Consider the following 13873-nt stretch of genomic DNA (forward strand, 5'->3'; position numbering starts at 1 on the left):
GATTCTGCACAATCCGGCACGATCCGTACGAGAGGGTCAGGCCATGGCGTCGTCACCGATGGCATCGTCAACTCCGTCCCCACGACCGAATCTTCGCTTCAGGCAGCTGCGCGGACAGCGCTCTCCGGGCGAGTTCGCGGCCTTGATCAGGCGCGCCGCTCGCGACATCGGTGAGCGGGTCAGCTGCGACGCCCGCTACATCGGACGCGTCGAGGCGGGTGAGATCCGCTGTCCCAACTACGCCTACGAGCGGGTGTTCCTGCACATGTTCCCCGGCCGGACGCTGACGGATCTGGGGTTCGCGCCCCGTTCCACGGTGCGCGGGCGGGGGGCGCGCGCCAGGTCCGGGGCGCCCGCACCACACACCACGATCCAGCTGTATGAGTCTCCCCCGTCCGGGCCGTTGAGCCCCGAACTGCACGAGTGCGACCCGTACGAGATCCAGAGGCACGAGGAGATCGACGTGCGGCGTCGCGCATTCATGAGCGGTACGGCCACGGTGGCCGCCGCCTCTATGGGGCCCTTCGGGTTCACCGAACCGAGTCCGGCCAAGGCCACCGCGCAGCGCGGCGGCCGGCCGGGCGAGGCCGAGGCGACCGCGGTCGAGGAGGCCGTGCGCAGGATCCGGCTGCTCGACGACCGGCACGGCGCCGACGGCCTCTACCGACGCGCGGCCGCCCCGCTGCGGACCGCCTACGCCCTCCTCGACGCGGGCACGACCCGCCAGACGATGGCCGACCGGCTCTACACGGGCGCGGGGGAACTGTCCATCTCCGTCGGGTGGTTGGCGCACGACTCGGGCCGCTTCGACGACGCCCGCTCGCACTACGCGGAGGCGCTCGCGACGGCCCGCATGGCCGGGGACCCGGCCCTGGAGGCGCACGCCTTCTGCAACACGGCCTTCCTCGCGCGCGATGCGGGGCGGCCCCGGGAGGCGGTGCGGGCGTCCCAGGCGGCGACGCGGGCCGCCCGGCAGCTCGCGTCGCCGCGGTTGCTCTCGCTCCTCGCGCTGCGGGAGGGCGGCGGCTGGGCGGGGCTCGGGGACCGGGCCGGCTGCGAACGGGCGCTGGTCCGCGCCCACGCCCTGTTCGACCGGGGTCCCTCGGACTCCGACCCGGAGTGGATGACCTTCTACGGGCCCGCCGAGCTTGAGGTCCTGGAGGCGCAGTGCTGGTCGGCGCTCGGCGACTGGGAGCGGGCGGCACGGCACGCACGGCGTGCTGCGGGCATCGCGTCGGCGCAGACCCCGCAGTTCACCCGCAACATCGCCCTCTACACCGCGGAGCTGGCCGACGACCTGGCTCGCGCGGGCCGTCCGGACGAGGCCGCGACGGCGGGCATGCGGGTGCTCGGGTTGCTTGACGAGGTGCAGTCGTCGCGCATCCAGGCGATGCTCGCCACGACGGCCCGGGTGCTGCTTCCGCACCGGCGGGCCTCGGGGGTGTGCGGTTTCCTGGAGCGGCACGCGTCGCTGCCGCGGGCCGTGTAGACCGCCCTATGCCAGGTGTCCGGTGTCGTTCCACGACTCGATGGCCGGTTCGCCGTAGGCCCAGCCCAGGGTGGAGATCGAGGTCGGGTTGAGGCGAATGCGGGCGGCGAAGTCGACGCCGAGGCCGAGCCAGCGCGCGCCGATGGAGCGCAGGATGTGCCCGTGCGCGAAGACCAGGACGTCACGGTCCGCGCCGCGCGCCCAGGCCACGACCTCGTCCGCGCGGGCGGTGATCTGCTCCAGGGTCTCGCCCCGGGGGACGCCGTCGCGCCAGATGAACCAGCCGGGGCGCACGCCCTGGATGTCGGCCGGGGTCATCCCCTCGTAGGAGCCGTAGTCCCACTCCATGAGGCTGTCCCAGGTGGTGGCGCGGTCCCCGAAGCCGGCGATCTCGCAGGTCTCGCGCGCCCGCGCGAGGGGGCTGGTGCGCACCTCGACGTCCTTGAGGCTATCGAAGGGTGCCCGGTGCAGGCGCTCGCCCAGGAGCTTCGCGCCGTTGCGGCCCTCTTCCAGGAGCGGGACGTCCGTCCTGCCGGTGTGCTTCCCGGAGAGGGACCACTCCGTCTGTCCGTGGCGGGCCAGCAGGATGCGCGGTGCCATGTCGAGCCTTTCCGAGCCGACAGCCACGGTGGAGACCATCAGCTGTCATAGAGCGAATTCTGTGGACAGACAGCTGTCCGTACCCTCCATCATCACTCACGTGCCATGTCGCGATCACTCCTGCCCGTGAGGAGCAACCCGCCCGTCGATCTCTGCGTCTAAGACGACCGGGGACCGCCGCAGCGTCCTTTCGCGTACGCCGTAAGGTGAGGCGCCGTTGAACACCGCATGACCAAAGACAGATGGGGGACCCACCGGATGCCGCAGACTGACGCTCCGGGCACCGGGGGCATCAGCGGGCTTCGGCTCCGCTGGTGGACGGAGTTGCCGCTGATCGTGCTGGTGTACGCCGCGTACTCGGCGGGACGCCTGCTGGCCCGCGGCGATGTGGCGGGCGCGGTCGACAACGGCCTGAGCATCCTGCGCGTCGAGCAGTTCCTGCATCTCAACGCGGAGCACCCGCTGAACCGTCTCTTCACCGACCATTCCTGGATAGGTGTCCCCGCCGACTTCTGGTACGCGTCACTGCACTACCTGGTCACGCCCTTGGTCCTCGTCTGGCTCTTCCGCAGCCGCGCGGTCCACTACCGCGCGGCGCGCGCGTGGCTGATGACCTCCACCATGATCGGCCTGGTCGGCTTCACGCTCCTGCCGACCTGCCCGCCCCGCCTGCTGAGCGAGGGGTACGGCTTCGTCGACACCATGGCGCAGTACAGCGACTTCGGCTGGTGGGGCGGCGAGGCGAGTGCGCCGCGCGGGCTCGGCGGCATGACCAACCAGTACGCGGCGATGCCCAGCCTGCACGTGGGGTGGGCGCTGTGGTGCGGGGTCGTGCTGTGGCGGCAGGGCCGTTCCCCGCTGGTCAAGACCGCGGCGGTGGCCTACCCGCTGATCACCACGATCGTCGTGATGGGCACCGCCAACCACTACTTCCTCGACGCGGTCGCGGGCGCCGCGGTGATGGGCCTCGGGCTGCTCCTCGCCCGTCCCGTGCTGCGGATCGCGGACCGCGTGAAGGCCAGGGTCAAACTGCCGTTCGATGCCGCGAGGCCTTCCGCGGGGGTCGCTGGCGGGGCCGGCCCGGCGTCCCACGCGGGCTCGTCGTCCGTCTCGTCCGCCCCAGAGTCCTCAATTGTCAGTGGGGGGTGCCAGACTTCCGTGGGTGAGCGAATTCCCCGGCCGCGCAAGCGGCCTGCCGAGCCAGGCGCCGAGCCCAGTGCCCGACCCGCCGAAGCGGGGGACAGCACTCCGACAGCGGCTCGCTGAGCTGCGCGGACCGGACGTCCCCGCGTCGCCGCTCGACGCCCGCGCGCTCGCGGCCCTCGCCGCGAACCCGGGCTGCCGACGGCGTGCGCTGCTCGACGGCGCGGGTGTGAACAAGGCCACGCTGGCGCAGTCCCTCGGCTCCCCCGCACCCTTCGGCCAGTCGCAGTTCGCGTTCATGCGGGGCAACGCCTTCGAGGCGAAGGTCAAGGCCGACGGGGGCGCGGAGCTGTTGCGTCTGGTGCACGGCAGGCTCGGTGGCGGCCCGGAACCGGTGCCGGGCGAATCATCGGTCCCCGACCTCGCCGCGGTGGGCCCCGAGGGCCGCGCGGCCCGTACCTCGCTCGCCCTGCGCGAGGCCACCGTGACGGAGGGCTGGACCCTCCTCGACCACCCGATGCTCGCCCTCGACGTCGCGGGGACGCCCGCCTTCCTCGAACCGGACGCGGTGGTCGTCCATCCGGACGGCAGCTGGACGGTCGTCGAGATCAAGTCCTTCCCGATGATCGACGGCTCGGCGGACGCCGCGAAGGTGGGCGCGGCGGCCCGCCAGTCCGCTGTGTACGCGCTCGCCCTGGAGCGGGTGGCGGCCCACATGGACCCCGCGCCCCGCATCCGCCACCACGTGCTCCTGGTCTGCCCCAAGGACTTCTCGAACCTCCCCACGGCGTCGGCGATCGACGTGCGCAAGCAGATCTCCGTGACCCGGCGCCAGTTGGCGCGCCTGACCCGTGTCGAGGACATCGCGGACGCGCTCCCCGAAGGCACCACCTTCGACGTTAACCGCCCCGCGGCCGACCTGACGGCAGCGGTCGAATCGGTCCCGGCGACCTACGCCCCCGAGTGCCTGGCCGCCTGCGAACTGGCCTTCCACTGCCGCGAACGCTCCCGCGAGGAGGGCGCGGTGACAGCCCTGGGCCGCTCGCTGCGCGGAGAGTTGGGCGGACTGACGACGATCGGCGCCGTCCTGTCCGCGGCCGCCGGAACCACGGGCGACCCGACGGACCCGACGGTGGCGGCGCTGCGGAGAGCGGCGGCGCTGCGGGCCGAGGCGCTGTCTGGCGCGGGCGCCTCGTCTGGCGTGGGCGCCTCGTCTGGCGTGGGCGCCTCGTCTGGCGTGGGCGCCTCGTCTGGCGTGGGCGCCTCGGGTGGGGACACGGCGGGGGGCACGTCGTGCTGACCGCCTCTGCGATGCGACCCGCGGGCACACATCACCGCCGGTGCCCTGAGACAAGGCCCAGCAGACCTCACCGCCACTCGCTCCGGTGCCCTGCGGCGGCCGCTTCCTTCCCACCCGCCCACCCGTTCTGGAGCTTTCCGCCGACCACTCACTGGTCCCCCCTCCCACGCCACCGCCGCTCACACCAGTGCCCTGCGGCGGCAGTTGCCTTTCCTGCGGTGAGCGGATGTTGCCGGGTGATCGGGTGGGTGGGTGGGGAAATTCCGCCGCGCAGCGGCGGCGCAGTGCGGGGTGGCCCGCAGCCGGCGGCGGACAGTGCGCCGCCCAAGCCCCGCGCAGCGGACCCGCAGGGGAGGGCCGTCTGATGGCGCTCATCGATGACCTTGCCCGGCTGGAGGCGGTCACCACCGGGCGTGCTCAGCCACGCGCGACCGTACGACACCGCCACCTCACCCAGCGCCCCCTCGTCCTCGTCCCCCTCATCACCGCCGGTGAGGCCGGCGCGCCGCTCGGTGCGCTCGTCGGGACGGAGCGCACCTCGCCCCGCGTCCTCGTCGTGCCGCAGCCCCGCGACCGCGACCTGCGCTTCACCTTCCTGGCCCAACTCGCCGACACCGTCCTGGATTACGTCGACTCGTTCACGGACGACGTCGAAGCGGCGGAACGCAGCGAGACGGACCCCGAGACCGGCAAGCGCGTCAAGGTGGAGGTCGAACTCTGCGCGGACGCACCGCAGTTGATCGTGCCGAGCCGCGCGGGCATCGACTTTGTACGGCTCATCGGCCGCTCCACCCGCTTCCGCCGCACCGCCGAGCAGGACCCGGAGACCCCGTATCCCGCGCCGCCCCGCGTCCCCCTCCTGGGCCGCTGGCTGACCCACTTCGGGGAGCGGGCCCGCGTGCCCGGCTCCTCCCTTCTCGTCGCCATGACCGACCTGCTCTCCCGGCACTGGGCCACCGGGCAGAGCAGCCTCGAGGACCAGCATCTGGGCGCCCTGCTCGCCTGGATCGAGGCCCCGGAAGACACCTCCGGCGCCGACGCCGCGCTCCGCGCCGAGCTGGCGCGGGACAAGGACGGGCAGCTGCTCTGCCCGCCCGCAGGCCCCGCCACGGACCCGGCGTTCGACAACCGTCTGCTCGCCCCGGCCATCGAGCGGTACGACCGCGCGCGCGGCGTCCTCGCCACCGCGCAGGACGGCATCCAGGCGGACGTTCGCCTCGCCGAACTGGCCGCGGCCGAGCGGGAGATCCGCTCCCTCATCGAGAGCAGGACCCGCCCCACCTGGGACGCGGTGTGGCGCGGCCTCGACGCGCTCTGCACGCTTCCCGAGGCCCCGCACGCCGCCGACCGCTGGACCCGCGACCGCTGGTCGTTCACCGGCCACCGGGACCGTGTGACGGCGGGCGAACCTCCGCAGCCGCGCGTCGACGACGCGGTGACGGCGGCGAACAAGCTCGCCACGCGGGAGCGCGAGCAGGCCAGGCTCGAAGCGCAGGAAGCGCTGGACGACCCCCTGGTGATGGCGGGCCGCCGGCTCGCGGGCGAGGCGTTCGCCGGTGAGGTGACCGAGGTGGTCATGGCGTACAGCGAGGGCAAGAGTCCGCGGCCCCGCCCCCTGGTCACCGTCCGCACGGACGACCGCCCGCACCTTGCCGAGCGCGCGAAGGTGTACCGCTCGCTCCAGGGCAAGCCGCAGTCGGCCGAGTTCGTGACGTACGAGACCGAGGGCGCCGTCGCTTCTGTGGTGCTGCGCATCACCGACAAGATGGGCCGCGGCAAGGAGCCCGAGCCCGGCTCCGTGCCGGAGAAGGGCGACCGGATCTGCTGGACGCTTTTCGAGCACGAGCAGCGCGGCGGCCCCAAGCTGCCCGACCCCGAGGCGACTCCGTGGACTCACGGCGGCCCGCCGGGCGAGGCCGCCGAGCGCCCTGACCCCGTGACGCCGGAGGACACCCTGTGAGTCCGACCGCCCCCTTCGACCGTGCCTCCTTCGACCGCGCCTCCTTCGACCCCGGCGCGGCGGCCGGCCGCGCCACGGACGCGATCCTGCACGACACGCTGCACGGCGCGCACCGCGGCGTCGTCGTCGACTCGCCGCCCGGCGCGGGCAAGTCGACCCTCGTCGTCCGTGCGGCCCGCGAACTGGCCGCGGCGGGACGCCCGTTGATGGTGATCGCGCAGACGAACGCGCAGGTCGACGACCTGGTCCTGCGCCTCGCCGAGAAGGACCCGGAGCTGCCGGTCGGCCGTCTGCACAGCAGTGACCCGGACGCGTACGACAAGGCGCTGGACGACCTGCCCTTCGTCCGTACGTCGACGAAGGCCGCCGACCTGGCCGGGCTCGACGTCGTGGTGTCGACCGCCGCGAAGTGGGCGCACGTCAAGGACGTGGAGCCGTGGCGGCACGCGATCGTGGACGAGGCGTATCAGATGCGGTCGGACGCGTTGCTCGCCGTGGCCGGGCTCTTCGAGCGGGCCCTGTTCGTGGGCGACCCCGGGCAGCTCGACCCGTTCTCGATCGTGGGCGCCGAGCAGTGGGCCGGCCTCGCGTACGACCCTTCGGCGAGCGCGGTGACGACGCTGCTCGCGCACAATCCCGAGCTGCCGCAGCACCGCCTCCCGGTGTCCTGGCGGCTCCCGGCGTCGGCGGCGCCGCTGGTCTCGGCGGCGTTCTATCCGTACACGCCCTTCCGCAGCGGGACCGACCACGGCGACAGGGCGCTCACCTTCGGTGTGCCGTCGGACGGTTCGGCACCCGACCGGGTGATCGACGAAGCCGCCGAGTCGGGCTGGGGCCTGCTCGAACTGCCCGCGCGGAACACTCCGCGCACCGACCCCGAGGCCGTGCGCGCGGTGGCTCAGGTCGTCCGGCGCCTCCTGGACCGTGGCGGCGCGGCCACCTCGGAGCGCGGCCCCGACCCCGCTCCCCTGACGGCTGACCGGATCGCCGTCGGCACCGCCCACCGCGACCAGGCGGCGGCGGTGCGCGCGGCCCTCGCCGAGCTCGGCGTCGCGGACGTGACGGTGGACACGGCCAACCGGCTGCAGGGCCGCGAGTTCGACGTGACGGTGGTCCTGCACCCGCTCTCCGGCCGCCCGGACGCGACCGCGTTCCACCTGGAGACGGGCCGCCTGTGCGTCCTGGCCTCCCGCCACCGCCACGCCTGCATCGTGATCTGCCGCGCGGGCGTCAGCGAACTGCTCGACGACCACCCGTCCACGGAACCGGTCCAACTGGGCGTCACGGTGAAGTTCCCGGACGGCTGGGAAGCGAACCACGCGGTACTGGCCCGCCTCGCAGAACACCGCGTGCCATGGCAGCCACGATGACGCCCCCCCCGGCACCATGCCCACAGCCGCAGAGCGCCCCACCGCGCACCCACGTGCCCTCGCGGCAGCCGTAATCGCAGGCCCCAGGGCCCCCTTGCGCGGCAAGGGAGAATGGGAGACGGCCCCACGGCCGGAAACCGTACGAGGAGGAGAACCATGGCGGAGCCCGAGCGGTCCCGGACCGAGCAGCGTCTTCGACCCGCGCCCCTGCTCTTCGAGCCCGCGGAAGCCGTCGCCGACCCGGAGCACTTCTTCGACCTGGAGTCGATGGAGGACCCCCGGGAGCTGCTGGCCCGCGCCACCGAGCTGACGCACGCCTTCCGTGCCGCGACGGACCGCTCGGTCGAGTTCCAGGCCATCGCGGCGGCACAGCTCGCCGACCCACGCCGCTTCGACCGGCTGACGCCCGCCGCGATCGCCGAGCGCGCCCAGTGGACCGAGGACTACGCGAAGAAGATGGTCGAGTTCGGCCGGGATCTGCTGCGCGCGGCCGGTACGGGCGGCGGCGGCCCCGAGGCCTGAAAGCGACGCCCCAAAAGATCACGGGCATATGCCAAGGGGGGCAAGGTACTCCTCCGCACCCGCCACTGTCCCCATTTCTGATAACTCTCGGAATCGGAACGCTCACCACCGGTAGATGTAGTTGCCATGAGCAGCACACGTCTCCACCCGGGCCCCGACCCCGCCCGCGTCCAGGACATCTCCGACGTCACGACCGAGGGAGCCGCCTGGCTCGCCTCCGCGGAAACGTATCCGCGCAGCGCGCTCGCCCACTGGCGCAGCCGACCCACCGCCCCCGCCGTCCTCCCCTGCGGCGCCGTCTTCGACGTGGTGAGCGTCCCTGCCGTCTTCGGCCGCCGGATGCTCGACCGGTTATGGGAGGACGGCCCCGGCTCGGGCCCCGTCGCCGCGCACCGCGGCCGCATGCTCCTCTTCGCCGCCCCGGGGACCGCCCAGCGGCTCCCCTCGCTCCTGGAGTGGGAGGAGTGGGGCAGGGCCGTGCCCGGCATCCTCTGCCACGGCATGGGGGACGCGGTGACGGTGCCGCCGGTCACCCCGGAAACCCGGTCCACGGCGCCCTCCGGCCCGCCCTCCAGCCCACCCTCCGGCCGCCTTGAGGGGCACCTCGAATCGCGCTGGCTGGTGGCCCCGGACGCCCGCCACCCCTGGCTCCCCGGCCCCGAGGTCATGCTCTGGGCGTGCGTCCGCGCGGCGCGCGCGGCGGCCGGCTCCGCGGTCCGTATATCGATTTTTCCTGGCGGCGATCAGGGTGCTAAGGTCTACGACGTCAGCAGGCGCCGCTAGCTCAGTTGGTTAGAGCAGCTGACTCTTAATCAGCGGGTCCGGGGTTCGAGTCCCTGGCGGCGCACAGACAGAAAAAAGCCCCTCGCGCGAGCGGGGGGCTTCTTTCATGTCCGATCCGGCATGTCCGATCCGGCATGTCCGATCCGGACCACGGGGCACCCTCGCGCCCCCTCAGCCCACCACCACCTTCACGTTCCACGCCCCCGACGCCGTACGCCCCTCCACCTCGATGCGCACACCCTCGTCCGGCACCGTGAAGCTCTCCCCCGTCGACACCGGCGCGTCCGCGAGCGGCGGATACACCGAGTCGCTCCAGCACGCCTCCGAGTCCGGGTGGGCGTCGAGCACCTCGACCGGGCCGCCGCCGGACGGCGCCTCGTTCCGTACGCGGTAGACCAGCACCCCCTCGTTGCACGTGGCGCTGTCGTTGCCCGCCGCGTCGCGTGCCTCGAAGGCGATCGCGCTGCCGCGGCCCGTGCGGACGACCGCCAGCTTGGTGCCGCCGATGCCCCCGCGCGTGGGCCGCGTCGACAGCGACTCCAGGGTCAGCCGGCGGCCCTCGCCCTCCACACACGCCACCTGCCGCCGGTCCAGCCAGCCGAGCTTCCACTTGTGCCAGGCGAAGAGGTCGGGGGAGAGCCCGAACTGGCTGCCCATGACGTCCCAGTCGCCGACGTGCGTGTCCCAGTCGCCGTCGCCGTCCGTCGGCCGGTGGTAGAGATCGGGCAGGTCGAAGACGTGGCCGGTCTCGTGGGCCAGGACGTTGCGGTCCGGCGGATGGCGCTCGAAGACCGTGACGATGCGCTTGATGTCGGCGCCGTCGGCCCGCATGGGCTGGTCGAAGTTGACGACCTTCGTGGCGTCCGAGTCGACGCCGGGGGCGTCCGGGTCGGCGACGAAGTAGACGACGTCGTACCGCGAGAAGTCGACGTGCGGATCGGCGGCGGCCACCGCGTCCCGCAGATAGGCGCTGCGCCGGGAGGCGTTCCAGTCACGCTGTATGGCGTACGAGGTGGAGGCGTCCGGCATCTCCACCCACTCGCGCCGCGGATGCGGGCGCAGGGCGAACTTCCCGTAGGAGGCGCGGTCGAAGAACTGGCTGGTGGCGGGGAAGTAGTCGGCCGCCAGAGCCTCGGTGGCGAGCTGGGGCGGGGAGTCGGGGAAGGAGAGGAAGACCATCACGGCGTCGAGGGCCCGGTCGGGGCGCGTATAGGCGGCGTTCCAGGTGTCCAGGCCCTCCGAGTGATGGGCCGGTGTGCGCTGCAGCGCACAGGGGACCGCCGAGGTCCGGGCGCTCGCGGGGCCCGCGACGAGCCCCGTGGCGGCCAGTGCGGTCAGGGACGTAAGGACGGCGGCCGTGCTGCGCAACCGGGGTCTCTCCCCTCCACGGGTGAGTCCCCAGGGGGGTAGCTGACGCGGCACGTCCACCTCCGGATGCGGGTTACGGGGCATCCCACCCACCCTGTGCAGCTTTTTTCTGATGTGCCCTGTTTGTCTGGGCCAGCCGGGTGACGCGCCACTCCCGGAGCGCTCACGGAACGTCACAAGTTGTCGCCGGGCTGATGGAGGCGTAAAGGAAGCAGTACACGGGCGAGCAGAAATGATCTGTCGCCGGGCAGGTGCCACATCCGCGCCGGGCATGCGCCTGTCCTATGCCCTGCGCGGCCGCCACGCGGCACCGCTCCGTGGCTGGATGCGCGCTCGGGCCAGCCCCTATGATCGGCACACTTTCCTGCGCGGGCCCGGCCTCGCCGAACAACTGCACTGCGGGAGCAAGTGGTGAACGGAACGTCTGAAGGCCAAGCGCCCACAGCGGTCACAGCACCCGACCTCGCCTGGGCGCCCATCACGGAGCGTCGCCATCCAGGGCCGCGGCCCGACCACCGGGCAGCTTTCGCCGCCGCCCCGCTCGCCCTCGGCGTCGTGGACGGCGACGGCCTCGTCATCGACGCCAACGACGCGCTCGCCGAGCTGCTCGGCGCGAGCCCGGAGGAACTCGCGGGGCGACTGGCCGCCGATCTGGTGGACCTGGCGTCGGACGCGCGCACCTGGCACGCGTACCGCGAGGTGCTCCGCGGCCGCCAGGCGAAGCTGCGCTGCACCCGGCGCCTGAAACACCCCGACGGGCACTCGCTGTGGGTCCAGGTCACGGTCTCGCCGATGCCCGGCGGGCGTACGGTGCTGCTCGCCGCCACCGACATCAGCGCGCGCCGCGAGCTCCAGGCCCGGCTCCGGCATCTGCAGATGCACGACCCGGTGACCCGGCTGCCCAACCGCAGCCTGTTCTTCGAGCGGCTCGCCGCCGCGCTCGAAGCGGGTGCGTACGACGACACGGGCACCGGCCGGATCGGCCTGTGCTACCTGGACCTCGACGGGTTCAAGGCGGTCAACGACACGCTCGGGCACCGGGTGGGCGACCGGCTGCTCGCGGCCGTCGCGGAGCGGCTCACGCGGTGCGCCGACGACGCGGGCCACGGCCGGACGGCGCCGCCGCTGGTGGCGCGGCTCGGGGGTGACGAGTTCGCGCTGCTCGTGGAGGACTCCACGGGCACGGACCAGCTGGCCGACCTCGCCGAGACGGCACTCAAGGCATTGCAGGAGCCCTTCGACCTGGCGGGGCAGCGGCTCTCCGTCTCGGCGTCGATCGGGGTCGTGGAGCGGCGGGCCGCGGGGACCACGACGACCTGCCTGATGCAGGCGGCCGACACGACGCTCTACTGGGCGAAGTCGGACGGCAAGGCACGCTGGACGCTGTTCGACCCCGAGCGCAACGCGCACCGCATGACCCGCCAGACCCTGTCGAGTTCACTGCGTCCGGCCGTCGACCGCGGTGAATTCCTGCTCGACTACCAGCCGTTGGTACGCCTGGAGGACGGCGGTGTGCGCGGGGTGGAGGCGCTGGTGCGGTGGCAGCATCCGCGCTTCGGGCTGCTCACGCCGAATCGGTTCATCGGACTGGCCGAGGAGGACGGTTCGATCGTGCAGCTGGGCCGCTGGGTGCTGCGCACGGCGTGCCGCCAGGCCCGGCAGTGGCAGCTCGACCACCCGGAGCGGCCGCCGGTCTTCGTGAGCGTCAATGTCGCGGTGCGCCAGGTGTGGGACTCGGATCTGGTGGCCGATGTCGCCGAGATCCTCGCCGAGACCGGACTGGCCCCCGAACTGCTCCAGTTGGAGCTCACCGAGTCGGCCGTGATGGGCTCGACGGGCCGCCCGCTGCAGGCCCTGCAGTCGCTCAGCGACATGGGGGTGCGCATCGCCATCGACGACTTCGGCACGGGGTACTCGAACCTGGCGTATCTGAGCCGGCTCCCGGTGTCCGTCCTCAAACTGGACGGCTCCTTCGTGCGCGGCTTCCAGTACGACGCCGAGGCGGGCGAGGCGCACATCAACCCCGCGGACGAGGTCATCGTCGAGGCCTTGGTGCAACTCGCGCACCGGCTGGGCCTGACCGTCACCGCGGAGTGCGTGGAGACCACGTCGCAGGCGGCGCGGCTGCGGCGGATCGGGTGCGACACCGGGCAGGGGTGGCTGTACTCCCGCCCGGTGGCGCCGGATCGTATCTCCGCCTTGCTGGCGGCGGGTTGAGGGCCGCTTCGCCGGTCAGGCCGCGGGCAGTCCGTAGGCGTCCGCGATCAACTCGTAGGAGCGCAGACGCACTTCGCCGCTGTGCGCGTTGGCGGTAATCATCAACTCGTCGGCGCCGGTGCGCTTGGCGAGGTCGTCGAGGCCGGTGCGGACCTGGTCGGCGGTGCCGTGGATGACGTTGGAGTTCCAGCTGTTGACGAAGTCCCGCTCCATCTCGCTGAACTCGTACGCCTCGGCCTCCTCGGGGGTCGGGACGAGTCCCGGCTTCCCGGTCCGCAGCCGGACCATGTTCAGGGCGGCGGCGAGAACCTGCCGCCGGGCCTCCTTCTCGTCGTCGGTCGCGAGGGCCGACACGCCGATCAGGGCGTACGGGGCGTCGAGCACCGCGGACGGCTTGAACGACTCCCGGTAGAGGTCGAGCGCCGGGATGGTGTTCTGCGCGGAGAAGTGGTGCGCGAAGGCGAAGGGCAGGCCGAGGACTCCGGCGAGGCGTGCGCTGAACCCGGAGGAGCCGAGCAGCCACAGGGGCGGGCGGTGCGGGGACTGCACGCCGCCGGGCGAGGTGGCCTGGACGGGGCCGGGGACGGCGTGGATACGGCTGTAGGGGTGGCCGTCGGGGAAGTCGTCGTCCAGGAAGCGGGTGAGCTCGGCGAGCTGCTGCGGGAAGTCGTCGGCGCCTTCGTTCAGGCGGTCCGTGCGGCGCAGGGCGGCGGCGGTCGCGCCGTCCGTGCCCGGGGCGCGCCCCAGGCCCAGGTCGATCCGGCCCGGGGCCATGGCCTCCAGGGTGCCGAACTGTTCCGCGATGACGAGAGGGGCGTGGTTGGGCAGCATGACGCCGCCCGAGCCCAGGCGGATCCGCTCGGTGTGGGCGGCGAGGTGGGCGAGGATGACCGCCGGGGACGAGGAGGCCACTCCCGGCATGGAGTGGTGCTCGGCCACCCAGTAGCGGTGGTATCCGCGGCCTTCCGCCAGCTTGGCGATGTCCACGCTCTTGCGCAGGGCGTCGGTGGCGGTCCGTCCCGCCCCCACGGTCACCAGGTCGAGCACGGAAAGCGGCACCGGCGCGCTGCCGTGCCGCTCGCCGCGGATGTCGTCGCTCGGGTCCACTGTCACGGGGGTCC

The 13873-nt window shown here is 72.9% G+C and carries 11 protein-coding genes and 1 tRNA gene; 9 read left to right on the forward strand and 3 right to left on the reverse strand.

Annotated elements, in window-relative coordinates; all coding sequences use genetic code 11:
* Positions 1 to 43 precede the first annotated feature (43 nt).
* The gene (locus AB0I66_RS31430; protein ID WP_363211351.1) at positions 44 to 1489 is read left to right on the forward strand and encodes a tetratricopeptide repeat protein; all 1446 of its coding nucleotides are present in this window, start codon (positions 44 to 46) and stop codon (positions 1487 to 1489) included.
* Positions 1490 to 1495: 6 nt separating this feature from the next.
* Here the strand turns inward: AB0I66_RS31430 and AB0I66_RS31435 are convergent, their stop codons facing one another.
* On the reverse strand, positions 1496 to 2089 hold the full coding sequence (locus tag AB0I66_RS31435) for a histidine phosphatase family protein (RefSeq protein ID WP_363211352.1): 594 nt from the start codon (positions 2087 to 2089) through the stop codon (positions 1496 to 1498).
* A 258-nt stretch (positions 2090 to 2347) separates the two neighbouring features.
* Between AB0I66_RS31435 and AB0I66_RS31440 the strand changes: the two genes are divergently transcribed.
* The 7 genes from AB0I66_RS31440 (at position 2348) to AB0I66_RS31470 (ending at position 9231) form a co-directional block, all read left to right on the forward strand.
* Positions 2348 to 3355, forward strand: a complete 1008-nt coding sequence (locus AB0I66_RS31440; RefSeq protein WP_363211353.1) for a phosphatase PAP2 family protein — start codon at positions 2348 to 2350, stop codon at positions 3353 to 3355.
* Positions 3306 to 4532: a hypothetical protein gene (locus AB0I66_RS31445; RefSeq protein WP_363211563.1), complete on the forward strand. Its 1227-nt coding sequence runs from the start codon at positions 3306 to 3308 to the stop codon at positions 4530 to 4532. The genes AB0I66_RS31440 and AB0I66_RS31445 overlap by 50 nt, the downstream gene beginning before the upstream one ends.
* A gap of 364 nt (positions 4533 to 4896) precedes the next feature.
* Entirely contained in the window at positions 4897 to 6492 is a 1596-nt protein-coding gene (locus AB0I66_RS31450; protein ID WP_363211354.1) for a hypothetical protein, read from the forward strand.
* A complete protein-coding gene (locus AB0I66_RS31455; RefSeq protein ID WP_363211355.1) occupies positions 6489 to 7862 on the forward strand; it encodes an AAA domain-containing protein in 1374 nt (457 codons plus the stop codon). Before AB0I66_RS31450 ends, AB0I66_RS31455 begins: the two co-directional genes overlap by 4 nt.
* Before the next feature lie 156 nt (positions 7863 to 8018).
* Positions 8019 to 8384 (forward strand): hypothetical protein, encoded by a 366-nt coding sequence (locus AB0I66_RS31460; protein WP_363211357.1) that lies wholly within the window; start codon positions 8019 to 8021, stop codon positions 8382 to 8384.
* Positions 8385 to 8510: 126 nt separating this feature from the next.
* Positions 8511 to 9167 carry a bifunctional DNA primase/polymerase gene (locus AB0I66_RS31465; RefSeq protein WP_363211358.1) on the forward strand — a complete coding sequence of 219 codons (657 nt, stop codon included), beginning with the start codon at positions 8511 to 8513 and terminating at the stop codon, positions 9165 to 9167.
* A tRNA-Lys gene (locus AB0I66_RS31470) sits at positions 9158 to 9231 on the forward strand. The genes AB0I66_RS31465 and AB0I66_RS31470 overlap by 10 nt, the downstream gene beginning before the upstream one ends.
* Before the next feature lie 107 nt (positions 9232 to 9338).
* Here AB0I66_RS31470 and AB0I66_RS31475 read toward each other — a convergent pair.
* Positions 9339 to 10619, reverse strand: a complete 1281-nt coding sequence (locus AB0I66_RS31475; RefSeq protein WP_363211359.1) for a M6 family metalloprotease domain-containing protein — start codon at positions 10617 to 10619, stop codon at positions 9339 to 9341.
* 327 nt (positions 10620 to 10946) lie between these two features.
* Between AB0I66_RS31475 and AB0I66_RS31480 the strand changes: the two genes are divergently transcribed.
* Complete coding sequence (locus tag AB0I66_RS31480) at positions 10947 to 12752, forward strand: EAL domain-containing protein (RefSeq protein ID WP_363211360.1); 1806 nt, start codon at positions 10947 to 10949, stop codon at positions 12750 to 12752.
* Between the two features lie 15 nt (positions 12753 to 12767).
* Here the strand turns inward: AB0I66_RS31480 and AB0I66_RS31485 are convergent, their stop codons facing one another.
* Entirely contained in the window at positions 12768 to 13865 is a 1098-nt protein-coding gene (locus AB0I66_RS31485) for an LLM class flavin-dependent oxidoreductase (RefSeq protein ID WP_363211361.1), read from the reverse strand.
* Positions 13866 to 13873: the final 8 nt, after the last annotated feature.

The sequence above is a fragment of the Streptomyces sp. NPDC050439 genome (assembly GCF_040655335.1).
GTDB lineage: Bacteria > Actinomycetota > Actinomycetes > Streptomycetales > Streptomycetaceae > Streptomyces.